This is a genomic window from Pseudomonas sp. LBUM920 (genome assembly GCF_003852315.1).
Lineage (GTDB): Bacteria > Pseudomonadota > Gammaproteobacteria > Pseudomonadales > Pseudomonadaceae > Aquipseudomonas.
Genome location: NZ_CP027762.1, coordinates 3,768,881 through 3,792,053 on the forward strand (window position 1 = coordinate 3,768,881; position 23,173 = coordinate 3,792,053).

The 23,173-nt window shown below is 61.1% G+C and carries 25 protein-coding genes; 9 read left to right on the top strand and 16 right to left on the bottom strand.

The annotated features are described in order from the left end of the window. Positions 1-11 precede the first annotated feature (11 nt). Positions 12-1,043: an ABC transporter substrate-binding protein gene (locus C4J83_RS17460; protein ID WP_119736011.1), complete on the top strand. Its 1,032-nt coding sequence runs from the start codon at positions 12-14 to the stop codon at positions 1,041-1,043. Positions 1,044-1,068: 25 nt separating this feature from the next. On the opposite strand, the gene nadE is transcribed toward C4J83_RS17460, so the two are convergent. From nadE to C4J83_RS17475, 3 genes are all read right to left on the bottom strand, one after another. After that, positions 1,069-1,881, bottom strand: a complete 813-nt coding sequence (gene nadE, locus C4J83_RS17465) for an NAD(+) synthase (protein WP_124417754.1) — start codon at positions 1,879-1,881, stop codon at positions 1,069-1,071. 77 nt (positions 1,882-1,958) lie between these two features. Further along, positions 1,959-3,197 (bottom strand): nicotinate phosphoribosyltransferase, encoded by a 1,239-nt coding sequence (gene pncB / locus C4J83_RS17470; protein ID WP_124417755.1) that lies wholly within the window; start codon positions 3,195-3,197, stop codon positions 1,959-1,961. Positions 3,198-3,208: 11 nt separating this feature from the next. After that, the gene (locus tag C4J83_RS17475; RefSeq protein WP_124417756.1) at positions 3,209-3,856 is read right to left on the bottom strand and encodes a nicotinamidase; all 648 of its coding nucleotides are present in this window, start codon (positions 3,854-3,856) and stop codon (positions 3,209-3,211) included. 146 nt (positions 3,857-4,002) lie between these two features. On the opposite strand from C4J83_RS17475, the gene C4J83_RS17480 reads away from it, so the two are divergent. Continuing rightward, complete coding sequence (locus C4J83_RS17480; protein WP_106579640.1) at positions 4,003-4,695, top strand: NUDIX hydrolase; 693 nt, start codon at positions 4,003-4,005, stop codon at positions 4,693-4,695. A 138-nt stretch (positions 4,696-4,833) separates the two neighbouring features. Here the strand turns inward: C4J83_RS17480 and C4J83_RS17485 are convergent, their stop codons facing one another. Both C4J83_RS17485 and C4J83_RS17490 read right to left on the bottom strand, forming a co-directional pair. Next, entirely contained in the window at positions 4,834-5,607 is a 774-nt protein-coding gene (locus tag C4J83_RS17485) for an L-iditol 2-dehydrogenase (RefSeq protein WP_124417757.1), read from the bottom strand. 18 nt (positions 5,608-5,625) lie between these two features. Further along, on the bottom strand, positions 5,626-6,936 hold the full coding sequence (locus C4J83_RS17490; protein ID WP_124417758.1) for an ABC transporter substrate-binding protein: 1,311 nt from the start codon (positions 6,934-6,936) through the stop codon (positions 5,626-5,628). Positions 6,937-7,146: 210 nt separating this feature from the next. Here C4J83_RS17490 and C4J83_RS17495 point away from each other — a divergent pair, with 210 nt between their 5' ends. From C4J83_RS17495 to C4J83_RS17505, 3 genes are all read left to right on the top strand, one after another. Beyond that, entirely contained in the window at positions 7,147-8,085 is a 939-nt protein-coding gene (locus C4J83_RS17495) for an AraC family transcriptional regulator (protein ID WP_124417759.1), read from the top strand. 154 nt (positions 8,086-8,239) lie between these two features. Further along, the gene (locus C4J83_RS17500) at positions 8,240-9,187 is read left to right on the top strand and encodes a nucleoside-specific channel-forming protein Tsx (protein WP_106579636.1); all 948 of its coding nucleotides are present in this window, start codon (positions 8,240-8,242) and stop codon (positions 9,185-9,187) included. Positions 9,188-9,201: 14 nt separating this feature from the next. Beyond that, a complete protein-coding gene (locus C4J83_RS17505; RefSeq protein ID WP_124417760.1) occupies positions 9,202-10,227 on the top strand; it encodes a purine-nucleoside phosphorylase in 1,026 nt (341 codons plus the stop codon). Positions 10,228-10,352: 125 nt separating this feature from the next. Here the strand turns inward: C4J83_RS17505 and C4J83_RS17510 are convergent, their stop codons facing one another. From C4J83_RS17510 to C4J83_RS17535, 4 genes are all read right to left on the bottom strand, one after another. Further along, on the bottom strand, positions 10,353-10,688 hold the full coding sequence (locus C4J83_RS17510; RefSeq protein WP_124417761.1) for a DUF6124 family protein: 336 nt from the start codon (positions 10,686-10,688) through the stop codon (positions 10,353-10,355). Between the two features lie 1,559 nt (positions 10,689-12,247). Continuing rightward, on the bottom strand, positions 12,248-13,207 hold the full coding sequence (locus C4J83_RS17525; RefSeq protein WP_124417762.1) for a quinone oxidoreductase family protein: 960 nt from the start codon (positions 13,205-13,207) through the stop codon (positions 12,248-12,250). Between the two features lie 30 nt (positions 13,208-13,237). After that, entirely contained in the window at positions 13,238-13,411 is a 174-nt protein-coding gene (locus C4J83_RS17530; protein ID WP_106579632.1) for a DUF1427 family protein, read from the bottom strand. Positions 13,412-13,500: 89 nt separating this feature from the next. Further along, entirely contained in the window at positions 13,501-14,265 is a 765-nt protein-coding gene (locus C4J83_RS17535; RefSeq protein ID WP_124417763.1) for an AraC family transcriptional regulator, read from the bottom strand. A gap of 119 nt (positions 14,266-14,384) precedes the next feature. On the opposite strand from C4J83_RS17535, the gene C4J83_RS17540 reads away from it, so the two are divergent. Further along, positions 14,385-14,657, top strand: a complete 273-nt coding sequence (locus C4J83_RS17540) for a hypothetical protein (RefSeq protein ID WP_119736037.1) — start codon at positions 14,385-14,387, stop codon at positions 14,655-14,657. Between the two features lie 37 nt (positions 14,658-14,694). Here the strand turns inward: C4J83_RS17540 and C4J83_RS17545 are convergent, their stop codons facing one another. The 3 genes from C4J83_RS17545 to C4J83_RS17555 form a co-directional block, all read right to left on the bottom strand. Beyond that, positions 14,695-14,865, bottom strand: coding sequence for a metallothionein (locus C4J83_RS17545; protein WP_106579629.1), 171 nt, complete (start codon positions 14,863-14,865; stop codon positions 14,695-14,697). A gap of 87 nt (positions 14,866-14,952) precedes the next feature. After that, positions 14,953-15,408 carry a DMT family transporter gene (locus tag C4J83_RS17550; RefSeq protein ID WP_106579628.1) on the bottom strand — a complete coding sequence of 152 codons (456 nt, stop codon included), beginning with the start codon at positions 15,406-15,408 and terminating at the stop codon, positions 14,953-14,955. 4 nt (positions 15,409-15,412) lie between these two features. After that, on the bottom strand, positions 15,413-15,901 hold the full coding sequence (locus tag C4J83_RS17555; RefSeq protein WP_094952967.1) for a DMT family transporter: 489 nt from the start codon (positions 15,899-15,901) through the stop codon (positions 15,413-15,415). A gap of 117 nt (positions 15,902-16,018) precedes the next feature. On the opposite strand from C4J83_RS17555, the gene C4J83_RS17560 reads away from it, so the two are divergent. Then, positions 16,019-16,951 carry a LysR family transcriptional regulator gene (locus C4J83_RS17560; RefSeq protein WP_124418885.1) on the top strand — a complete coding sequence of 311 codons (933 nt, stop codon included), beginning with the start codon at positions 16,019-16,021 and terminating at the stop codon, positions 16,949-16,951. A 1-nt stretch (position 16,952) separates the two neighbouring features. Here the strand turns inward: C4J83_RS17560 and C4J83_RS17565 are convergent, their stop codons facing one another. From C4J83_RS17565 to C4J83_RS17575, 3 genes are all read right to left on the bottom strand, one after another. After that, complete coding sequence (locus C4J83_RS17565) at positions 16,953-18,272, bottom strand: Nramp family divalent metal transporter (protein WP_106579625.1); 1,320 nt, start codon at positions 18,270-18,272, stop codon at positions 16,953-16,955. 41 nt (positions 18,273-18,313) lie between these two features. Then, complete coding sequence (locus C4J83_RS17570; RefSeq protein ID WP_124417764.1) at positions 18,314-19,867, bottom strand: DUF726 domain-containing protein; 1,554 nt, start codon at positions 19,865-19,867, stop codon at positions 18,314-18,316. Between the two features lie 87 nt (positions 19,868-19,954). Then, positions 19,955-20,737 (bottom strand): AraC family transcriptional regulator, encoded by a 783-nt coding sequence (locus C4J83_RS17575; RefSeq protein WP_124417765.1) that lies wholly within the window; start codon positions 20,735-20,737, stop codon positions 19,955-19,957. Positions 20,738-20,834: 97 nt separating this feature from the next. Between C4J83_RS17575 and C4J83_RS17580 the strand changes: the two genes are divergently transcribed. Together C4J83_RS17580 and C4J83_RS17585 are read left to right on the top strand one after the other, a co-directional pair. After that, a complete protein-coding gene (locus tag C4J83_RS17580; protein ID WP_124417766.1) occupies positions 20,835-21,707 on the top strand; it encodes an EamA family transporter in 873 nt (290 codons plus the stop codon). Between the two features lie 81 nt (positions 21,708-21,788). Next, positions 21,789-22,190 carry a RidA family protein gene (locus C4J83_RS17585; RefSeq protein ID WP_106579622.1) on the top strand — a complete coding sequence of 134 codons (402 nt, stop codon included), beginning with the start codon at positions 21,789-21,791 and terminating at the stop codon, positions 22,188-22,190. On the opposite strand, the gene C4J83_RS17590 is transcribed toward C4J83_RS17585, so the two are convergent. Further along, the gene (locus C4J83_RS17590; RefSeq protein ID WP_124417767.1) at positions 22,180-23,076 is read right to left on the bottom strand and encodes a LysR family transcriptional regulator; all 897 of its coding nucleotides are present in this window, start codon (positions 23,074-23,076) and stop codon (positions 22,180-22,182) included. The genes C4J83_RS17585 and C4J83_RS17590 overlap by 11 nt on opposite strands. Between the last annotated feature and the right edge of the window lie 97 nt (positions 23,077-23,173).

The following is a 23,173-nucleotide window of genomic DNA, read 5'->3' on the forward strand; positions in this document are numbered from 1 at the left end:
GAAAAACCCCCATGCACACACGTATCGCGCTGTCCTGCTTGTCCCTCGCGTTGCTCGCCTCCACCGCGCATGCCGCGCCCACGCTGTACCTGGGCATGAACGGCGGCACCATGGAGCGGGTGTACGCCGACAAGGTGCTGCCCGCATTCGAGAAGGCCAATAACGTCAAGGTGGTGATCGTGCCCGGCACCTCGTCGGACATCCTCGCCAAGGTCCAGGCCAACAAAGACAACCCGCAAATGCACGTGATGTTCCTCGACGACGGCATCATGTACCGCGCCATCTCCATGGGCCTGTGCGACAAACTTGCACCGAGCGCGCCCCTGGACCAGATCCCGGCCAAGGCCAAAATCAAGGACGAAGCCGTGGCGGTAACCCTGGGCGTCACCGGCCTTGGCTACAACGCCAAGATGTTCAAGGAAAAAGGCTGGGCCGCGCCCACTTCGTGGATGGACCTGGCCGACCCACGCTTCAAAGACAAGGTGGTGTTCCAGTCCCTGGCCTCCTCCACCTTCGGCCTGCACGGCTTTTTGATGTTCAACCGTATCCAGGGCGGCTCCGAAACAGACGTAGAACCGGGCTTCAAGGCCTGGCCGAAAACCATCGGCCCCAACGTGCTGGAATACATCGCCAGCTCGGCGAAGATTTCCGAGATGGTGCAAACCGACGAGGCTGCAATCTTCCCTCTGACGCCGACCCAGGTGACCACACAGAAACTGCTGGGCATCCCGATGGAATATGCGCAACCCAAGGAAGGCGCCGTGGTGCTGAACGTGGCCGAGTGCGTGATCGCGCGTAACGACCAGCCGGAATTGGCGCAGAAACTCGCAGCTTTCCTGCTGACCGCGCAAGCCCAGGCGCCGGCGTTGGAGGAAGGTGACCAGATCCCGTCGAACCCGACCACGCCGACCACCGATAAAACCCGCGCGCGGGTGGAGGCCATGCAGGGTTACTTGCAGACGGCGATTTCGATTGATTGGGACCAGGTGAATCAGGCGCGGCCGGAGTGGAACGCGCGGTGGAGTCGCTCGATCGAGCGCTGATGATCGTTCCCACGCGTGGGAACGATCACGGGGCAATCGGCAGTGCTCGCTTGTGCGCTGTCTTGCCGTAGGCGCCTTCAACAATCGCCCGCACCCGCTCACTCACTGGCTCGCCCATCAGGTACGCGTCGATCTCTGCATAAGAGCAGCCATAGGCATGCTCATCCAGCTTGCCCGGCGCCAATTCTTCGAGGTCGGCGGTCGGGTGTTTGTGCACCAGATTCGCGGGAGCGTCGAGGGCCGTAGCCAACAGCCGAACCTGGGTTTTGGTCAGGCCCGACAGCGGTGCCAGGTCGCAGGCGCCGTCGCCGAACTTGGTGAAGAAGCCCATCAACGCTTCGGCGCCATGGTCGGTGCCGACCACCAGGCCGCTGTGCAAGTTGGCCACGGCGTACTGCGCGATCATTCGTGTGCGCGCCTTGACGTTGCCTTTGATGAAATCCACATGCGCGGCGCTGGCTTCGGTCGCGGTGAGGCTGGCCATCAGGCCGTCGACGCTGGCGGCGATGTTCAGGGTGTCGATGTGATCCGGCTTGATGAAATCCAAGGAGGCCTGGGCGTCGCTTTCATCGGCCTGGGTTTTGTACGGCAGGCGCATGGCGATAAAACGCGCGACGTAGTCTTCGGCACGCAGTTGCTCCACGGCCATTTGACACAGGCGCCCCGCCGTCAGGGAATCGACACCGCCGCTGATGCCCAGCACCAGCGCCTTGCAACCGGAGCTACGCAAGGTGCTTTTGATGAAATCGATGCGTCGCTGAATCTCCTGCGGCTCGCCGCCCTTGACGAGCGCGCGGTTGATGTTCAGTTCTTGGGCGATACGTGCCTGAGTTTGCATATCACACCTCTCTATATCACGTGGATTGACCTGTGGGAGCGGGCTTGCCCGCGAAGACGGCGTGTCAGTCAACACCTTCATGGCTGAGCCACCGCCTTCGGGAGCAAGCCCCATCCCACAGAAAACACCTTCGCCGCGTACTGTAAAAACGAGGCGTCTTCACAGACGTTCTTGATCGGGTCATCGGAAAACTTCACCACCGGCTCACCGTGCACACGCACCAGTTTCATCACGATGCTCAACGGCTCCACACCCTCGACATCGCAGGCCAAGCTGGTGCCCATGCCGAAACCGAACCTGGCCTTGCCACGGATGTGGCGCAGGATCGGCAGGCATTTTTCGAAATTCAGGCCGTCGGAGAACATCAGGTCCTTGGTCATCGGGTCGATGCCCAGCTGCTTATAGCGCGCCAGGACTTTGTCGGCCCAGACGATGGGATCACCGGAGTCCTGACGCAGGCCGTCGTAGAGCTTGGCGAAGTACAGGTCGAAATCCTTGAGGAAAAAATCGGTGCTGATGCAGTCGGTCAAGGCGATGCCGAGGCGACCGCGGTATTCGCGCACCCAGTTTTCCAATGCGGCGTTCTGGCTCTCGCGCAGGCGCCCCAGTTGCTGGTGCACCATCAGCCATTGGTGGGCCATGGTGCCGATCAGCGGCAGGTCGAATTCGTAGGCCAGGTGCGCGTTGCTGGTGCCGATGAACTGCCCGGGGAAGTCGCGGCGCATGATGTCCACCACTTCGCGCTGGGCCTTGAACGACAGGCGCCGACGTGTGGAAAAGTCCGAGACGCGCAGGTCGGCCAGTTCGTCGCGGCTGAGGTTTTTCTCCAGCCAGTCGAACTTCTGGTAGAGCTTGCGGGTGACGTCTTCCAGGGTCACGTCGGGGTATTTGTCGCGGTTGCGCAATTCGCTGACCAACGCCAGCACCGGCTGTTCGAACATGATGCAGTGCAGCATCGGCCCGACCACGCGGATGTTCAGTTGGCCATCGACTTCGCTGACGTGGATGTAGCGCAGGTTGAAGCGGAACAGGCCCAGGAAGCGCTCGTAATCGGGGGTCAGGTATTCGCGAAAGCGTGGGTTGAACAGAAAACGCAGTTCGCCTTCGCGCATCTGCAGGCCGGCGAGTTTCTCCAGCTCGTCGCGCAATTGCGGAATCAGGTGACCGAGCTTTTCCTTGGCGCGGACGATGAAGTTGTATTCCACGTCGACATTCGGGTGCTGGTGCAACACGGCCTGCATCATGGTGAAGGTGTAGTAGTCGGTGTCGAGCAAGCCCTGGATTACCGGGGATTCGTAGTCGTAGGCACTTTCCATGGTGTTTCTCCTTAGCGCGTGGCCATCGCGGCCAGTTCTTCGCGGGTGCTGCTGATGACAGCACCGGCCTTGAGCAACTCATTCACCGCCTGTACGCCGCCCTCCTCGCTGATACCTCGGCAGGCCGGCAAGTGCACGACCACCTCCAGGCCAGCCTTGAGCAGTTGCAACGCGGTGGTCTTGACGCAGTAATCCAGGGCCAGGCCACCGACGATCACGCGGCGCACGCCTTGGGCGTTCAAATATTCGATGACGCCGGTCGACAGCTTGTCGTGCAGGTCGTGGTAGCAGGCGCCGTAGGGGTGCAGATCGGGCTCGACGCCTTTCCAGATGAAGTAGTCGTAGTCATACGGCGTGGGCAATTCGTCCAGCAGCGTAAAACCCTCGGTGCCCGGCACACAGTGGCTGACCCAGGTGACATCGGCGTGGGCCAGCCCGGTGGGTTGCAGCATCTCACTGTGTTGGGTGACCACCCATGGGGCGTGCGGGGTGTGCGCGTCTTTGCTGCCGATACGGTGGCCGGCGAGGCTGGCCATGTAGTTGAGTTCGGCACCGATCTGGTCACCGCCCACCACCGGCAATTCGTCGGGGCACAGCGGCGTGAAGCTCTTCTGGGCGTCGACGTCGAATGAAGCAATGGCAGTTTTCACGAGGGTCATGGTGATTCTCCGGTGGCCTGAAAACAAAAGTACACGTCATGTACTTTCATTGCAAGAAACATTTAGTTATCTATCCTGGAGCAAGTACATGACATCGCTGTTCGATCCGTTAGACTGTGCCCCACCGCTGTTCAGAAGGATGTCACATGCCCCTTAGCGCCTACCTCCACACCGTCGACCTGTGCGTGTTGTTCTACTGCCGCGCCTCCGGGGAATTGAAGCTGCTGCTGAACAAGCGCGAAGCCGAGCCGTTTGCCGGGCATTGGGCGTTACCGGGCGTGGTGGTCAACGGCGGCGTGCAAGATCTGAGCCTCAAGGACGCCGTGGAGCGCTTGCGGGCCAGTGACAAGGTCGGCTTTGATCTGGCCTGGAGCGAGCAAGTCGGCACGGTGGGCGATGCGTTTCGCGACCCGCGCTGCTGGTCGTCGTCCACCTACTACCTGGCGATCGTGGCCGATGACGTGGCGTTGGGTGAGCATCAGGCCTGGTTTTCGCTGAATGCAGTGGCCGACGGCAGTATCAAGCTGCCGTTCGATCACAACCTGATCGTCGCCGCCGTGCAGGAGCGGCTGTTGTCCAAGTCGCTGTACAGCAACTTGCCGTTGATGTTTTTGGGCAACGAATTTAGCGCGCCGCAAGCGACCACGATCTTCTCGCTGGTGCTGGCGCGGCCGGTGTTGAAGACCAGTATTCGCCAGCGTTTGTTGAAGCTGACTGAGGCAGGGTATTTGCGTGAGACGGGGCGCAAGAAGAATGGCGAAGGCGGCAGGCCCCAGGCGACGGTGGAGAACCTGAAGCCTGGGGAAGTGTATTTTTTTGATCGCAGTTTTGCTGACTGACTCGATATCACCAACAATGAAGATCAAATGTGGGAGCGGGCTTGCTCGCGAAAGCAGTGTGTCAGTCACCGGATGGATTAGCTGACCCACCGCATTCGCGAGCAAGCCCGCTCCCACATTTTTGATTGGTGCAAGGCGCTAGTTCATCCAGTTGCCGCCATCGACGTTATAGGTTTGGGCGACTACATAGTCGGCCTCTTTGGAAGCCAGGAAGATAGCCATCCCGGTCAAATCCTCTGCCGTGCCCATGCGCCCGAACGGCACTTCGGCCCCTACCCGCTTCTTCTTCTCGCCCGGCGCCAACCCTTCATGCTGGGCAAACAGCGCGTCCACGCCATCCCAATGCTCGCCGTCCACCACGCCTGGGGCAATGGCGTTGACGTTGATGCCCTGCTTGATCAGGTTCAGCCCCGCCGATTGCGTGAGGCTGATCACCGCCGCCTTGGTCGCACAATAGATCGCCACCAACGGCTCGCCCCGCCGCCCGGCCTGGCTGGCCATGTTGATAATCTTGCCGCCGTGGCCCTGGCTGATCATCTGACGGGCGGCGGCCTGCAGGGTGAACAGCGTGCCGGCGACGTTGATCGAGAACAGGCGCTCATAGCTGTCGCGGGTAATGTCGACGATGGGCGCCAGGTCAAACAGCGCGGCGTTGTTGATCAGGATGTCGAGCTTGCCGGCATGGGCCACCACGGCGGCAATCGCGGCGTCGATGGAGGCCTGGTCGGTGACGTCCATCGCGACGGCATACGCCTGTGGGCCCAGCTCTGCGGCGGTGGCCAGGGCGCGTTGCAGGTTGATGTCGGCGATGGCTACCGTAGCGCCTTCGGCGATATACGCCTGGGCAAAGGCGCGACCGATGCCGCGCGCCGATCCGGTGATCAGCGCGCTCTTACCTTCGAGTCGTTTCATGGGGCTGTCCTGTAGAAATTATTTCGGGTAGCCGGCGCGTTTCATCCCGCGCTCGGTGGTGGACTGAGCTTCGAGCAGCGCCTGGTCAACCGTCATGCCGCCGGTCAGCGCCGCCGAAAACAGCTTGCCGACCGAGGTGCCGATGGCCTGGAATTCCGGAATGGTCACGTACTGAATGCCCACGTACGGCACCGGCTTGGCCGAGGGGTGCGCGGGGTCGGCGTGCTTCATCATTTCCAGGGTCACCTGGGCAAACGGCGCGGCCTTCAGGTAAGCCTCGCTGTAGGTGGACTGGCGGGTGCCCGGCGGTACGTTGGTGATGCCTTCCTTATCGGCGACCAGTTGGATGTAATCCTTGGACGTTGCCCAGGTGATGAAGGCCTTGGCGGCGTCTTTGTGCTTGGAGGTCGCCGGAATCGCCAGGGACCAGGCGTAGAGCCAGGAAGAGCCTTTGTCGGTGACTTCGGTGGGGGCCGCAGCAAAACCTACGTCGTCGGCGACCTTGCTCTGGCTCTTGTCGGTGGTAAAGGAGCCGGCGACGCTGGCGTCGACCCAGATCGCGCACTTGCCGCTGTTGAACAGCGCCAGGGTTTCATTGAAGCCATTGCTGGAAACACCAGGCGGGCCGTAGTTCTTCAGGGTGTTGACGTAATAGTTGGCGGCGGCGGTCCACTCGGGGCTGGTCAGTTCCGGCTTCCACTGTTCGTCGAACCAGCGTGCGCCAAAGGCGTTGGCCATGGTGCTCAGCAGCGCGATGTTCTCGCCCCAGCCGGCCTTGCCGCGCAGGCACATGCCGTATTGGTCTTTGTCTTTGGCCGTGAGTTTGGCGGCGAACTCACCCAGCTGGGTCCAGGTGGGATGCGCGGGCATGCTCAGCCCGGCTTGCTTGAACAGGTCGGTGCGGTAGTAGGTGACCGTACTTTCGCCATAGAACGGCAAGGCGTACAGGGTGTTATCGACCGACAGGCCCTGGCGCACCGATGGGAAAATATCCTCGGCGTCGTAGTCGGCCGGCAGTTGGGTCAGGGGTTCCAGCCAGTGCTTGGCGCCCCATAACGGCGTCTCGTAGGTGCCGATGGTCAGCACGTCGAACTGGCCGCCCTGGGTGGCGATATCGGTGGTGAGGCGCTGGCGCAGCACGTTTTCTTCCAGTACCACCCAGTTGAGCTTGATGTCCGGGTGCTGGGCCTCAAAGACCTTGGACAGCCGTTGCATGCGGATCATGTCGCTGTTGTTGACGGTGGCGATGGTGACGGTGTCGGCGGCATAGCTGGGCAGGGCCAAGGCCAGGCCGGACAGCAGGAAAAGCGCTTGCGGGAGCTTTGACATGGCGGTATCCACCTGTTGTTTTTGTTGTCGAGCGCCGATTACAACAGCTTGGCCAAGCCCTCACAAACGAATGGCGAATGCGCCACTGATACTTTTTTAACCCAGTCTCGCAGATCAAAAAAGTATCAGTGCCGAGCGAAACCGGGGGTAGCGCAGCCGCTGCCAACGCGGGTATTTTGCTGGGATTCCAGCCGTAAAAGAGGCATCACCATGCCCATCAGCCGCGCCAAACTGTTCGAGCACCGCCCCGCCGAACTCGAAGTCATCCTGCCCGAGCCGGACCAGTGTTTTCGCTGGTTCGAACACGACTACCCCTATGACCTGGCGCGCTGGAACCACCACCCCGAGTTCGAAATTCACCTGATCCGCCAGGGCAGCGGCAAGTTGGTGGCCGGCGACTACATCGGCGCGTTCAGTGCCGGGCATGTCGCGCTGATCGGTCCGGACTTGCCCCACGACTGGATCGGCGACCTGGCCCCCGGCGAATACCTGACCGGGCGCGACGTGGTGCTGCAATTCGACGGCGCCGCCCTCCTCGCCCTGCGCAAAACCCTGCCGGAACTCGGCGACCTGCAACCGCTGTTCGAACACGCCCGGCGCGGCCTGCAATTCAGCGGCGACACCGCCGTGCACGCCGCGCGCTTGCTCGAAGACATCGGCAGCGCCCATGGCCTGCAACGGCTGATCCTGTTCCTGCAACTGCTCGACACCCTGAAAAACGCCCCGGTGGCAAACGTGCAGGCGCTGGCCAGCCCCTGCTACGCCCCCACCCTGGACGCACGCAGCGCCGAGCGCATCAACAAGGCCTTCGATTACCTGATGAGGGAACTGACCGGCGACCTGCGTTTGTCCGTCATCGCGCAACAGCTGGACATGAGCGAGCCGGGCTTCTCGCGGTTTTTCAAACGCAACACCGGCCACGGTTTTATCGACCTGATGCGCAAGTTTCGCGTACAGCGCGCCTGCCGGCTGTTGCTGCAAAGCGACATGTCGGTGGCGGATATCTGTTTTGAAGTGGGCTACGCCAACCTGTCCAACTTCAACCGGCATTTTCGGATCGAGATGAACCAGACGCCGAGCGAGTATCGACGGGAGACGGCGATGCATTTGTTTAACCGGATCGAGAAAATGACACCCAGTCATTTTTGATCAAAGCGTCGACTAATTCTGCTTTTCTCCATTTTATTCAAGCCATTGAGCAAAGTTGGTACAGCCTGTGCAAACGTTTGCGGAACGAACTTGGTAGGCAAGTTCTCCTTTGCCCGAGGAATCGGGTCAAACCGCGTACGAATAGGGATTTTCCATGCACCCCACCTCAAGGCGTCCTGCTTCCTTTGGTGTTTCCTTGCTACTGGCCGCCGTTACGGGAGTACTCAGCGCACCCATTTTGGCGCAGGAAAAACCCGCCGATGACTCAGCACAGGGCGAAACCCTGGCCCCTGAAGCCAGCCCGACGAAAAAAGGCGCGTACCTGTCGGAATGGTTCAACCAGGACCTGACACTGATCGGCAGCAAAGACATCAGCTTCGGCCCCAAACCGCAGGATGACGTGTACCTGGAATACGAGTACTTCGGTCGCAAGGGCCCGTTCGAGTTGTATGGCTATATCGACGTGCCGAAAATTCTCGGTATCGGTAACAGTAATGACAAAGGCGCATGGGACCATGGCTCGCCGGTGTTCATGGAGCACGAACCGCGCATCTCCATCGACTACCTGGCCGGTCGCAGCCTGGCCATCGGGCCGTTCAAGGAATGGTACGTGGCGTTTGACTGGATCTACGACCACGGCAGCAACAAGTCGAACCGCGCCAACACCCTGTACAGCGGCCTGGGCACCGACATCGACACGCACTCGCGGGTCAACCTGTCGGCCAACTTCTATGGGCGTTACCAGTGGGAAAACTATGGCGCGAGCAATGAATACCAGTGGGATGGCTACCGTGCGCAAATGAAGTACATCGTGCCCATCAGCAAGTTCGACAACGGCGCGTCGCTGACCTACATCGGCTTCACCAACTACGACTTCGGCTCGGACCTGCACAAGGACAACCCGGCACGCACCGCCAATTCGGTGGTGGCCACCAACGTGCTGCTGTACTCGTTTACCCACCTGCGTTTCACCCTGGTCGGCCGTTACTTTCACAACGGCGGCAACTGGGAGGACGGCAGCGAGCTGAATTTTGGCGAAGGCAACTTCCGCGCCCGCTCGGATGGCTGGGGCTACTACGCCGGTGTCGGCTACCAATTCTGATCAAGGAGTATTAGATGAACGCATTAACCCGTCTTTCGCTGGCCGTCGGCCTGGCTGTGTTGCCCCATGTGGTGCTGGCGGACACCGCGCCGATCAAGCCCAAAGTGATGCTGATCACCATGTTTGCCCCCGAGGCGCAAACCTGGATCGATCGCCTGGAACTCAAGCAGGAAGTGCGCGTGCCCGGCCTGTCCGCCGAATACCCGGTGATCCGCTGCAACACCCAGGACGTGTGCCTGCTGGTCACCGGCATGGGCCAAACCAACGCCGCCGCCTCCACCCTGGCATTGGCCTTGTCGCCCAAGTTCGACCTGCGCCAGAGCTATTTCCTGATTGCCGGGATTGCCGGCATCAGCCCCAAACACGGCACCATCGGCACCGCCGCCTGGGCGCATTACCTGGTGGAGTTCGGCACCCAGTGGGAAATCGACTCGCGCGATGCGCCTAAAGGCTGGCCGACCGGTTACATCGGCATCAACACCAAAGGCCCGAACGAGAAACCGCCGCTGGACTACAAAACCGAAGTGTTTGAGCTCAACCCCAAGCTGCAAGCCAAGGCATTTGCCCTGTCGCACAAGGTTGAGTTGAGCGAAAGCAAGGAATCCACCGCCTGGCGCAAACACTACCCGGCGGCCCCGGCCAATCAGCCGCCGCAAGTGACCCAGTGTGACACCGTGGCGGGCAACACCTGGTTCTCCGGTACACGTCTGAGCGAGCGCGCCGAAGTCTGGACCAAGCTGCTCACCGACAACAAAGGCGAGTACTGCACCACTCAGCAGGAAGACAACTCCACCTATGAAGCCCTGCTGCGCGCCAGCCGCGAAGGGTTGGTGGATATCCAGCGCCTGGCCGTGGTGCGTGCCGGGTCCGATTTCGACCGGCCGTACCCTGGCTACAGCGAAGTGGACAACCTGCTGAAATATGCCGACCAAGGCGGGTTTGTGCCGGCGTTGGAAAACCTGTATCGCACGGGCAATCCGCTGGTACAGGCGATTCTCAAGAACTGGTCCGCCTGGGAAAAAGGCGTCCCCGACGCCTGATACAAATCAAACTGTGGGAGCGGGCTTGCCCGCGATAGCGATCTGTCAGTCCGAGAGTGGTTGACTGATGCGTCGCCATCGCAGGCAAGCCAGCTCCCACATTTTTTCGACCGTGTTAACAATCGTTATGCCGTCGGATGGGCCACATTCAGCGCCTTATCCACCAACAGCTGCACCCCTTCCAGCATCCGGCAGATGCCCAGCGCGACATTACGTTGCGACCCTTCGATTTCAAACGCCATATGGTTAGCAATCTCGCTGATGGACGCCAAATCCTGGGAAGCATTGACCAGCAAGGTTTCCGTGCCCAGATCGGCGCGCACGGTGAAGAGTCCGTCGGCAGCTTCGGGGATGGGTTTTGCGGGGTTGAGGTAGTGGTTGATCGCGCGGTAGGCCACTTCGTGCAGGGTGCTGGTATCGAAGTCTGGTTGGCCTGGGGGATTTGGGCTGTCTTTGATCATGGTCAAGATCCTAAGATTGAGTGGAGCTGCCAACATTCGCGGTCAAGCAAAGAGGGAGGCAGCTGTACGCGGGTTGACCGACCGGCAATCAAAGGAAATCCGGCATACCCGAAGGTATCCCGCGTACAGCCACCGCAACACGATACCTCAGGCGTAAAAAAAACACCTGAAATAGGTTTTTGCCGTAGCAGTACTTCAATTAATCGGACGGTCAAATCCGGCCGCTGAATGGGCAGCGACGGCAGTGAGGTTAGTCAGCGCCCTTCCGAGCGACAACCTGAAACCCTTGTGGGAAACGTCTGATCGAGCGCGCCTCCTGAAGCCCAATGAGGATCAAAATGTGGGAGCGGGCTTGCCCGCGATGGCGGCCTATCAGGTAAAAATTGTTGGCTGACTCACCGCTGTCGCGGCATAGGTTTCTACACATCTTTTTTACGAATTTAGTTCTGTGGGGGTTGCGGGGGCCGCTGGGTACATATCCGTTGTTTGGGTGATGGCGGATATGGGTTCCGCTCTTACAGCGGGTCACTTTTGGAAAAGAGCCCCAAAAGTAACCAAAAGGGCTCTTGCCCCACCACTCGGCACCTCGCTCACGCTTCGGTGTGCCCTCACGCAGGCTTTGGAGCGGGGGCCGCCGCGATGGGCCATCCATGGCCCAGCGCGGCTAAACCGGCGTCCTGCCGGTTTACCCCCGCTCCAAAACCTGCGTTCGGCCAGCGTGGTTTAACGGGGCGCCTAAGATCAAAATCAAGATCAAGGTCTACAGCACGGCGGCCTAGTAGCCGACCTGAGTGGTTAGATCAAAAGCAAAGACGAGGCGGCCTGACAGCCGACCTGATGTTGGAAACTGAACTCGGTTGAGTTGTGGGAGGGGGCTTGCCCCCGATGGCGGTGTGTCAGTCAGCTAATTAGTAACTGACCCACCGCATTCGCGAGCAAGCCCGCTCCCACATTTTTGAGCTCAGTACATCAGGTAGATGTGTGTACTCGGTCAAAGGTGGGAGCTGGCTTGCCTGCGATGGCATCAACTGGTTATGCCTGATGTACCGAAGTGTCTGCATCGCAGGCAAGCCAGCTCCCACAGAAAAACAGCTCTGCCTTTGCTCTGCCTTTGCTCTGCCTTTGCTCTGCCTTTGCTCTGCCTTTGCCCTGTTTTTGCCCTGCTTTTGCTTCAACCACTCAGGTCGGCTACCAGGCCGCCGTGCTCTGCTCTTGATCTTGATCTGCTTTTGACTTTGATCTGACAGGCCCCGTCAACCACGCTGGCCGAACGCAGGCTTGAATCCGTGGGTAACCCGGCAGGACGCCGGGTTAGCCGTGTTGGGTCATGGATGGCCCGTCACGGCGGCCCACGGATTCAAGCCGGAGTGAGGGCATGCCGAGCCTAGGCGAGGCACCGAGTGGTGGGGCAAAGACCTTTTGGTTACTTTTGGGGCGTTTGCCAAAAGTGACCCGCTGTAAGAGCGGAACCATAAGCGGCCGTTACCGCAGCAACGGATATGTACTCAAACCAAGGTGATGCCATCCCAGGCAAGCCAGCGCCCACATTGGCGAGTGAGTTAAGGCACAAAGATGATCTTGTCCGCACTGCCCGTGTTCACTTCTTCGTAGCACTGCACGCCATCCGCCAACGCCACTTCGCGCAAGCCAGTGGGCAACGGCAACGCCCCCTCATCAAAGAAGCGCCCGAACTGCTCCAGCATCACCGCGCACTGCTCGCAGTTGTAGAGCAACGAGTTGATCCCCACCACCGAACCGCCTTTGCGATACAGCGCCAGGGCCGGCAGTTGCACATGCCCATCCACCGGCGCGGCGATAATTGCAATACGGCCGAACGGCGCCAAACCGGCAACAGACGCCGGCAACCAGAAACCGGTGGTGTCGAAGATTACATCCGCGCCGCCCTTGAACACGACATTAACCTGCGCGCCCAACTCTTCCGGCTTGCCCAGCGTAATTGCCTCAAACCCTTGAGCCTGCAGCACCTCGACCTGATCAGCCTTGCGCACCGCCGCCAATACCTGCGCACCCCGGATTTTCGCCAATGCCAAGGCCGCGCTGCCCACGGCGCCATTGGCGCCAATCACCAACAACCGCGTGCCTTTAACCACACCGCTGCGCTCCAGCGCATCCCATGCGGTGGTGTACGGCACACCGAGGCTGGCGGCCTGGGCAAAACTCAAATGCGTTGGCTTATGCGCCACACCCTTGGCCGACACGGTGAGGTATTGAGCGTGGGAACCATCGGCGAAAAAACCGAGGTCGCGCCCGGTGCCCCACACCTCTTGACCGACCAGTGCCTGCGGCCCCTCGACCACAACCCCGGCAAAATCCCGGCCGGGAATACGCGGCAATGTGGTGTATGGGAAACGACCGAGCACGTTCTTGACGTCGCTGGGGTTCAGGCCGGCAGCCTTGATTTGCACCAGTACTTCACCGGCAGCCGGCACCGGCTTGGCGACGTCAACGAAACTCAGGGCGGCAAGGTCGCCGGTGGCGGAAAATTGCAGTGCTTTCATGGCCAATATCCATCGAAGGGAAAAAGGGAATCAGGACAACCAACCGCTGACCCACTCGCGCCCCATGGGCCAGAGTTTCTCGCCAAGCAACATGCCCATCAGGCCCACCAGGGCAATGGCGGGCGGCGCGGGTGAGCGGAAGTCCAAGGCGCCGTAGATCACGCCGACAAACAGGCCGATGGCGAGGGAAAGCAGGTAGTTCATGAGGACGGCGCCTTGTAGGTTGATGCGCTCAGTGTAGTGAGCGCCTGCCTGAAGCATCGGCCAAGTGCTTCAGGATTTCGGCCAAACCCTCAACCTGTGTAGTGCGACGGCGCCACGCCAAGTTCACGCCGGAACATGTCGCTGAAGCTGCTGGGCGAATAGCCCAGAGACCGCGCAATGCCACTCACCGACTGGCCCTGGATCAACTCGGCCACCGCCGTGGCCAGTTGCACCTGGCGGCGCCATTCGGCAAAGCCCATGCCCAGGTGGTTCTGGAACAGCCGCGCCAGGGTGCGCACGCTGGCACCGGCGGCCTCGGCGTGTTGCTCGAACGGGACCTCCAGCGACGGCGCCGCCATCACCGCCTGGCAGGCGTTGATCAAGCGACGGTCGGCGCCCACCGGCATGGCGATGCGGATCTGCGAACGACGGGCCCGCTGCAATTCCAGCAGGGCCAGGCCGACGACGGCGTCGTAGTAGGCCGTATCGCCGTTGTCGCCCTGGTCGACCAAGGTGACGATCAGCTCGCGCAACAGCCCGCCGACTTCAATCACCTGCACCTGGCTGTCCAGCGTCGCCGCCAGGGCCGGGCGCAGGTAGATATTGCGCATCTGCAGGTCCGAGACCACGCGGATGCCATGTTCCACGCCCGGCGGCAGCCACACCGCGCGCTGGGGCGGCACAACCAGCGCTTCGCGAGGCGTTTCGACCCACATCACGCCGCTCATGGCGTAGAGCAACTGGCCCCAGTCGTGGCTGTGGGGCTCGACGTACAACCCACGCGGGTAGGTGCGCGCCAGGGGTTGCACGGGCACGGCGTGATCACTGAGGTCGGGGGGCGCGGCCAGGGCCATGGGCTACACATCATCAAGGGTGAGCCGCCATGGTAATGACCGGCGCCCCACAATCCGAGTGAATTTTTACTGCCCGCAACGATCACTTGCTTACACCTTGAGAGTAGGGAGCTCTAACAATGGACGGATCAGAACCGGTCAATGGCAAGGCGCGCATCGACTACACCCAGGACACCTTATTCGGGCCGATGGCCAAGCATGCCGAGTGCCAGGTGAGTGTTCAGCGCACACCGGAGCGCACCGTGCTGCGGGTGTTCCAGCCGCTGCCGGATGATCTGCACGCGGCGCAAACCGTGGTGTTTGCGCTCCAGGGGCGGCGGATCAGCGCGGTGGTCAAAGGCCGTCAGCGCCTGGCCGACCACAGCGTCAGGTTCGAACTCAAACCCCACTGAAAAGAGGCCGGTAACACCCGGCCTCCCGCCAACACGCTTAGCCGTGAGCCGACTTGGCGCACTCACAGCCCGTTGGCGCCATACACGGCTCACCATGGGCATGGTGCTCGGCACAGCCTTGGCAGCAATAGCCTTTACCGTCCTTCATTACCGCGTCGGCGCCCAGTACACATTTGCAGTGTGGGCAAGCACAGGTTTTATCTGGCATGGTCAGACTCCTTTTCATGGTCGTCCAAGTGCTGCGAACGCAGCACCTTAAGCAATGACTCCCGGCAACGCAGCAAGGTTCAGCCCATTAATCGGCCTGACGGGTATTGCTGCGGTACATGAACACCAGCGCCAGCGCCAGACAGAGCATCGCCACGATACGGCTGCCCGACAGTTCGATCGCCGGGTTACCCAGCCAGCCGAAGTTGTCGATCAGCATGCCCATGCCCAACTGCCCGACGATCACCGCCACCGTTGCCACCGCCGTGCCGACGATGGGCACCGCGCCGACCATCACCATCATGTACACCACGCCGAACAGCGCGCCGGTCAGTTGCCACTTGGGCACCTCGAGCAAGCTGACGGCCTGGGCCGGCTCGAAAAAGAAAATCAACAGCGCCGTGGTGATTGCGCCCACCGCAAAGGTCAGCAAGCTGCTGCGCAATACGCCCACTGCCTGGCCCAGGCGGCCGTTAATGGCCGCTTGCACACTCAGTACCGCACCGGCGGCAATCACCAGTACCAACAACAGAATCAGATTCATCGCCTTACCCTCGTGCAATCAGAACAAGTGCCGCCACAATCAGCGCCAACGCAATCCAGCGCTCACCATTGACCCGCTTGCGCGCCGTGCCAAACCAGCCGAAATGGTCGATCAACACACTCTTGCCCACCTGGCCCGAGAGGATCGCGATCATGGTCATGGCGATACCGATATGCGGCGTGGCCAACGTCAACACCACCACATACATCGGCCCCAGGAAGCCGCCGATCAACTGCCAGCGTGGCAGGTCGGTCAGCGCCGGGCCTTTTTGCGGGCCGCTGAACAGCAACAGCAGAAACAGGATCGCCGTGCCCACGCCGAAGATGCTCAAGGTCGCCCACAAGTGGCCTACCTGTACGCCCAGCGGCCCGAGCAAACCAGCCTCCACCGACAGGCCCATGCCCGCCAATATCACCAATGGCAACAACAACAGCCGTAGAAGGTTTTTCTTCGGCGTGGCCTGAGCCACACCCTCGATCGAACTTGCCTGCATACATCACCTGCGCTTCAAGAAGTAGACATGGCGCGCATTATCCGGTGGCCGTGCTGTGCGATAAATGGGAGCATGCGGATAACACCTTTGCGCAAAACGCACAGCTTGGAGACCATGATGCAGGGCTTGAATGAATTGAGTTTCAAGGCGTTGCGCCTGTTTGTCGCGGTGCTGGATCACGGCAGCTTTTCTGAAGTCGCGCGCCGGGAAAGCCTGGCGCCCTCCTCCATTTCTCGGCAGATCCAGTTGATGGAGCAGGCACTCGGCCAACAGTTGTTGTACCGCCACACCCGCGCCGTGAGCCCTACCGAGGCCGGGCGCCTGCTCGGGCATCATGCGCGCTTGATGCTGGAACAACTGGAAACAGCCGGCCAGGCGTTGCAGGAACAGGAAAGCGAACCCAGCGGCCTGGTACGCATCAACGCGCCGATGGTGTTCGGCCAGCGTCATCTATCGCCGTGGCTGGGCGAGCTGTGCCGGCGCTATCCCAAGTTGCAACTGGATATCCAGCAAACCGACACCTACGTCGACCCACTGCAAGACGGCACCGACTTGCTGTTTCGTATCGGCGTGCTCAACGATTCCGGCATGCAGGCCCGCATCTTCGCGCCGCAGCGCTTTCGCATCGCCGCCAGCCCTGCCTACCTGGCCCGGCATGGCACACCGCGCCACCCCGACGAGCTGGTCAACCATCAGTGCCTGGCCTACAAGGGCATCACCGGCCAGCAACGCTGGTTTTTCCGCCGCGACCAGGGCGATTGGACGCCCTACAGCGTCAAAGGCCCGATCACCGGCAACCACGCCGACACCCTCACCCACGCTGCTGAACAAGGCCTGGGGCTGGTGGTGTTTCCGTCCTGGCTGATCGGCGAAGGCTTGCGCGCCGGCACCTTGCAGGCGGTGCTGACCGAGTACGACGTGGCGACGACGCTTGAGCCGCAGCAGATTGCCGCGTTATGGCCCGGCAGCCGCCGGCTGTCATTGAAGGTGCGCACGGTGATTGATTATTTTGTCGAGTGTTTTGGCGCGGTGCCGTATTGGGACCGGTGATTCAAAACAACCACTGCCCAATCAACCACGCGTTCGCCCCGCTGATCACTGCAAACAGAAACCACGCCAATAGCCGCGTGGGCAGACGGTTCACAAACGGCCCCATCAATTGCTTGTCACCCGTCATGCGGATCAGTGGGTACAGCGCGAACGGCAACTGCAGGCTGAGGACCACCTGGCTCAGAATCAGCAACTTGCCAATGGCATCGTCGCCCATCAGCCACACCCCCAAAAACGCCGGGATCAGTGCCAGGCCTCGGGTGATCAGGCGGCGCTGCCAGCAGGGAATGCGCAGGTTGAGGTAACCCTCCATGATCACCTGCCCGGCAATCGTGCCGGTGAAGGTCGAACTTTGCCCGGAGGCGAGCAACGCGATACCAAACAGGACACTGGCAAAAGCCCCGCCCACCAGTGGGTCGAGCAGGTGGTAAGCATCCTGAATCTCGACCACGTCGGTGTGGCCAGTCTTGTAGAACGCAGCGGCGGCCAGCACCAGGATTGCCGCGTTGACCAGCAAGGCCAGGGCCAGTGAGCCGATGGTGTCGATACGCGCCAGTTTGACCGCGTCCTGTTTGCTGGCGAGGTCTTTGCCGATCAGCCGGGTTTGCACGATGGAGCTGTGCAGGTAAAGGTTATGCGGCATTACCGTGGCACCCAGGATCCCGATGGCCAGGTACAACGGCGCAGCGTCGCTGATGGCCGACAGTGACGGGGCGAAGCCACTCAACACGTCCGGCCAGTAGGGTTTGATCAGCACCAGTTCGATAAAGAAGCACACGCCGATGGTCGCGACCAGCGCCAGCATGATCGCTTCCAGTCGGCGGAAACCACGGTTTTGCAAGGCCAGGATCAACAGCGTGTCGAACGCGGTAATGACGATGCCGGTGGTCAGCGACACGCCCAGCAACAGGTGAAACGCCAGGGCGCAGCCGAGCACTTCGGCAAGGTCGGTGGCGATGATCGAAATTTCCGCCAGCACCCACTGCGTGCGCGCCGAGCGTTTGCTGTAGCGCTCACGGCACAGTTGCGCCAGGTCTTTGCCGGTGGCGATGCCCAGCCGTGAACACAGGCATTGCACAGCCATGCCTGCCAGGCTGGCCAGCAGCACCACGAATAACAGGTTGTACCCGTAGCGCGAGCCGGCCTCGATGGCCGTGGCCCAGTTGCCGGGGTCCATGTAGCCAATCGAAATCAGCAGGCCGGGGCCGGCGAACATCAGCGCCCGTTTGAAAAACGAAGCCTTGGGGTCAACGATGACGGAGCCGGCCACTTCCGGCGGGCAGAATGGGGCAGTAGCGATTTTCGGCAGGCTGAATTTCACGCGGTATCCCAGGCAAACATACAAGTCAGAGCCGCAGCTTATCAGTCCGACACGACCGTGCGCATCACCGTCTCCCGCGGCAGGTGGAACGTGTCCACGACCTGCACCACCAGGTCCATCTCCTGGTTCAGCGCCTCGCGCTCCATGCGCTGGCGAATCATGCCGATCATCAACACCGATAAAGTGGTAATCGAGTACGCCGGGCCGGAAAACGCCCGCACGCCCGTCACCAGCAGCATCGCCGCGGCCAATGCCTGGCCCACCACCGGAATCGCCGTGGCGGCACCGCGGCGCACGATAAACCCGGTCAACCCCGCCAACGCCGTGCCACTCAAGGCCGTGGTGGCCGAGCGGCCTACATCGAAGCGGTTGAACAAGCCCTGCTCTTTTTGCGCGGCCGCCTTGAGTTCGGCGTCGAAGGCTTGACGGTCCGCACGGCTGAGCTTGTCCTTGTATTGCTCGATCAGTTTCTCCGCGACCTGGGCCTCGATGTCCGCCAGCGCAACGGTTTCCAGCGCTTGGTCAAACTTGATCCCCAGGCGCTGCGCCACATCTTCGGCGATCTGGCGATAACTCACGCCATGGCCACGGGCCAGGTTCATAAAGCTGTCACCGCCCATGCGCTGCAACTCGATGGCCAGTTTCAGCGGTTCGCGCACGCCGGCATCGATCGATGCACTGCGTTTTTGCGCCATCAATTCGGCCAGGAACTTCAACTCGTCCGGCCGCGCCTGCACCAACGCCGGGAACAACTCCACGTCCTCCTCGGCAAAGCGCACTTCAGTGCTGCGCTGATCGGCGCGGATCATGCCGCGCCGTTCCTGCAACAGGTCGGTGTATTGCACCACCGTTTTCAGCTGCGGCCAGTAAGCGGCATGGTCGAACGTCGCCAGGTGCACATTGGTGACCTTGGCCTTGAGCGCCGGCGTGACATCAATTGCATAACGCCCAATGCAACGTTCGGTGTCCGGTTTCATGGCCAGCGCCCAGTCTTTGCTGGAGTGGCAGTTGATCACACGGCCCTTGAGCGGCGCCGACACTTCATCCCACGGGCTCGACGTACAGATCGCCCCGCCCATCAGCAACAGGTTGTTCAGCGGCAGTTCGCGGGCCACCTCGGGGCTGGCCAGCACGCTCTTGACCAGAATGCGCGCGCCCAGCGAATGCCCGATGAGGTTGATGCGCCGTACCTCCAGCGACTCCGCGTGCAGGTAACTGGCCAGTTCAGGCAACAGGGTCTTGGCCACTTCATCGACGCGCGCCTCGACACTTTTGTAATGGTCGAGGAAATAGGCAATCGCCTTGCCCACGCCCACCGTTGCGGCGCCCAGCCCGCCGCCGCCAAGCATCGAGGTGATCACATCCTTGAAGGGCGCAAACAGGTTTTCGAGAAAATGCCCCGCCGGCCAGAACAGCATCAGGTTGGTCGAGCCTTCGATGCTCGCCAGCTGCTGCTTGAAATTGCCCAGTTGCTGGCGGTTGAAGAAGGCCGAATAACCGTGAACGTAGAGATTGAGCACATCCCCCTGAGGCTCGCCGCACAGTACAAACGTGGGCTTGCGGGTGCGGTGCATTTCATCCCACTGGTGTTGCATGGGCCGGTGACTCCTGGTAACGATGGACGGCGATAGTAACAAAGCATGACCTTGGTGAAGGTGAATCCTGACCGACGTGTGCCGTTTTCAGAACGCAGACGCTGCCCTGGATTTGGCCAGGTAGCGCGCGGGCGCGTCTCCCAGGTTTCGCCGGAACACCGCGGTAAAGGCGCTGGAACTGCTGAAACCCAACCCCAACGCCACCTCGGTAATGGAGGCGCCATGACTGAGCCGCGCAGTGGCTTCAAGCAGGCAGACCTGCTGACGCCAGGCCACAAACGTCATGCCGGTGCCTTCGTGGAAATGGCGAGTGAAGGTGCGTCGGCTCATGTTCGACCATTGGGCCATCTCATCCAGGGAGATGGTCTGCGCAGGGGCCTGCAGAAAACGCCGGCAAGCCTGGGCCAGACGTGGCTCGGCAGGCAACGGCGCGCTGAGGGGCACTTCGGGCATGGCGCTTATTTCATCGATCAACAGCGTCAATATGCACTGCTGACGGACCGTAATCGCCGCCGACGGCGCGATCGCCAGTGCCGCTTCCAACAGATGCCTGAGCAATGGCGACACCTCGAATACCTGGCAACGATCCCGCAGCCCTGCCCGCTTGGCAGCCTGGTCATCGAGGTAGGTATTGAGCATCACCACGTCGCCGCGCATGTGCATTTCATGGGGCACACCGCCCGGCACCCAGATCGCCCGCTGCGGCGGCACCACCCAATTGCCGAGGTCGGTGAACATTCTCAACGCGCCGGTAGAGGCATAGGCGAATTGCCCGCGTGCATGGGTATGCCGCTCGAAGACAGTGCCGCACGCATAGTCGCGCAGCGTGACGACGGCTTCAGGGTCAGTGGTTTCAAATGTCGGGATCATGGCCCGATAGTGTCAAATTATGACCTGACATAGCAAGCGGGCCATACGGCCCCGCCCTAGCATGATGGCCCGGATCAACCCATTCAAAGGCCCGCCCATGCACAAGCAACACCTCGCCCTCGCCCTGCTCGTCACCCTGGTGTGGGGTTTGAACTTCCCCATTACCCAGTTGGGCTTGCGCTCAATCGACCCGTTTGTACTGACCGGCATCCGCTTTACCCTCGCCGCCTTGCCGCTGGTGTTCTTCATCAAGCGCCCCGCCGTCAAGTTCGGCTATGTGGCGGCCTATGGCGTTATCTTCGGGCTGGGCATGTGGGGCGTGATCAACTACGGCATCCAGGCAGGCGTCAGCCCTGGAATCGCCTCGCTGATCATTCAGCTCAGCGTGTTTTTCACGCTGGGCTGGGGCTATCTGTTGTTCAAGGAACATATTCGCCGTGCGCAGTGGGTCGGCGCTTTGCTCGCCCTGATTGGCCTGACGGGGATCATCTGCACCCAGGACGGCGAGCATGCGGTGCTCGGCGTGCTGCTGATCGTGCTCAGCGCGTTGGCATGGAGCATCGGCAACATCATCATCAAAGCGTCGGGGGTGAAGGAAATTTTCTCGTTCATGGTGTGGGCCAGCCTGTTTCCGCCGGTGCCGTTGTGTCTAATGGCCTGGTGGATGCACGGCAGCACCGCGTTCGAGAACGTGCCCGCCAGCCTCGACCTCACGGCGGTGATGTCGATCCTGTTTCAGGTCTACTTGGCCACGCACTTTGCCTATTGGGGCTGGAATTCGTTGCTCAAGGCCTACCCCGTTTCAACCGTGGCGCCGCTGTCGTTGCTGATACCGGTATTCGGCATCGGCAGTTCGATGCTGATACTGGGCGAGCGCATTTCCACGCCCCACCTGGTCTTCATCACGGTCATCATCAGCGGCTTGGCGATAGGGCTTTTCCGCAAGCCGATTGTGCAAACCGATAGATAGTCATGGCAAAAAACCGGGATGTTGTTCGCGCATTCAGTCCACTAGCATTCGCCCTGTCTAGTACTGAACCGAGGAAACACCATGAGCACGCCCGAGTTTTTTGTCACCCCAGGTTATGGCGATTACCTGCGCGAACACCTGCACTATTCCCAGGCGGTCAAAGTCGGTAACCGCGTGGAAACCTCCGGCCAGGGAGGTTGGGATGATGACTTCCAGATCCCTGCCGACCTCGGCGAAGAAATCGCCCGGGCCTTTCATAACCTGGAGCGCACCCTGGCCAGCGCTGGCGCGCAGTGGGCGCATGTGATTCACGTCAACTCCTACCACGTCGGTGGCTTCCCACCGGAGGTCAACGAGGCGATGGTCAAGCAGTACCGGCGCTACATGCCCGACCACGCGCCGATCTGGACGCAGGTCGGCGTGCAGGCGCTGGGTCTGCCGACCATGCGTGTAGAGATTCGTGTGACCGCGATTATTCCCTGACACCGAACGTATGCATCACCCATTCGGTAAATACCTTGAGCCGTGCGCTCTGGTGACGGTTGGGCGGGTAAAGGATGTGCAGCGCCGTGGGCGGGCGCGACCAGTCCGGCAATACGCTGACCAATTGGCCAGTGTCCAGGTAGTACTGCACGATGGAGGTGAAGTGCTGGCCGACGCCAAGGCCGGCGAGCAGCATTTCCTTGAGGCCATTGCCTTCGTTGGTCGAGAAGGCGCAGCCGTTGACCTCGATACGCTGCCCGCCCTTCTCGAAAATCAGCGGCTCCGGCTTGCCCGAGCCGGTGAAGAAATAACCGGCTTTGAGGTGGTTGTTCTGCAGGTCCTCGGGCGAGGCCGGCAGCCCCCTGCGGGCAACGTAACTGGGCGCCGCGCAGGTCAGGTACTCAAGGTCAGCCACCTTGCGCCCGATCATTGCCATGTCGTCCAGCGTGCCGGCACGGATCACGCAGTCAACGCCCTCCCCGACGATGTTCACGGCACGGTCACTGATCCCCAAGGCAATAGTGATGTCGGGGTACTGCCGATGAAAATCCACCAGCGCCGGGATCAACAGGCAATTGGCAAACGAGGCCGGTGCGTCCACGCGCAGATGCCCGCCGGGCTTGAGAATTTGCCCGCGCGCGGCGCTGTCCACTTCATCCAGCTCAGCCACCAGCCGCCGTGCATGGCCATAGTATTCGAGCCCTTCGGACGTCGGCGCCAAGGCGCGGGTGGTGCGGTGTATCAACTTGAGGCCCAGGTGTTTTTCAAGGTCGGTGATCAGCTTGCTGACCGTGGAGCGTGGCAGCGCCAGCTGGTCGGACGCACGGCTGAACGAACCGGTATCGACGACACGGACGAAGGCGCGCAGGGCGAGAAGTTGGTTCATGTGAGTGCCTCAATGCGACTTAGTCAGCGAAGTTGTCGATCATGACCTCGCCACCGGCAAACGTCGCGATTCACTATTTTTAATGGGCGTATTCCCA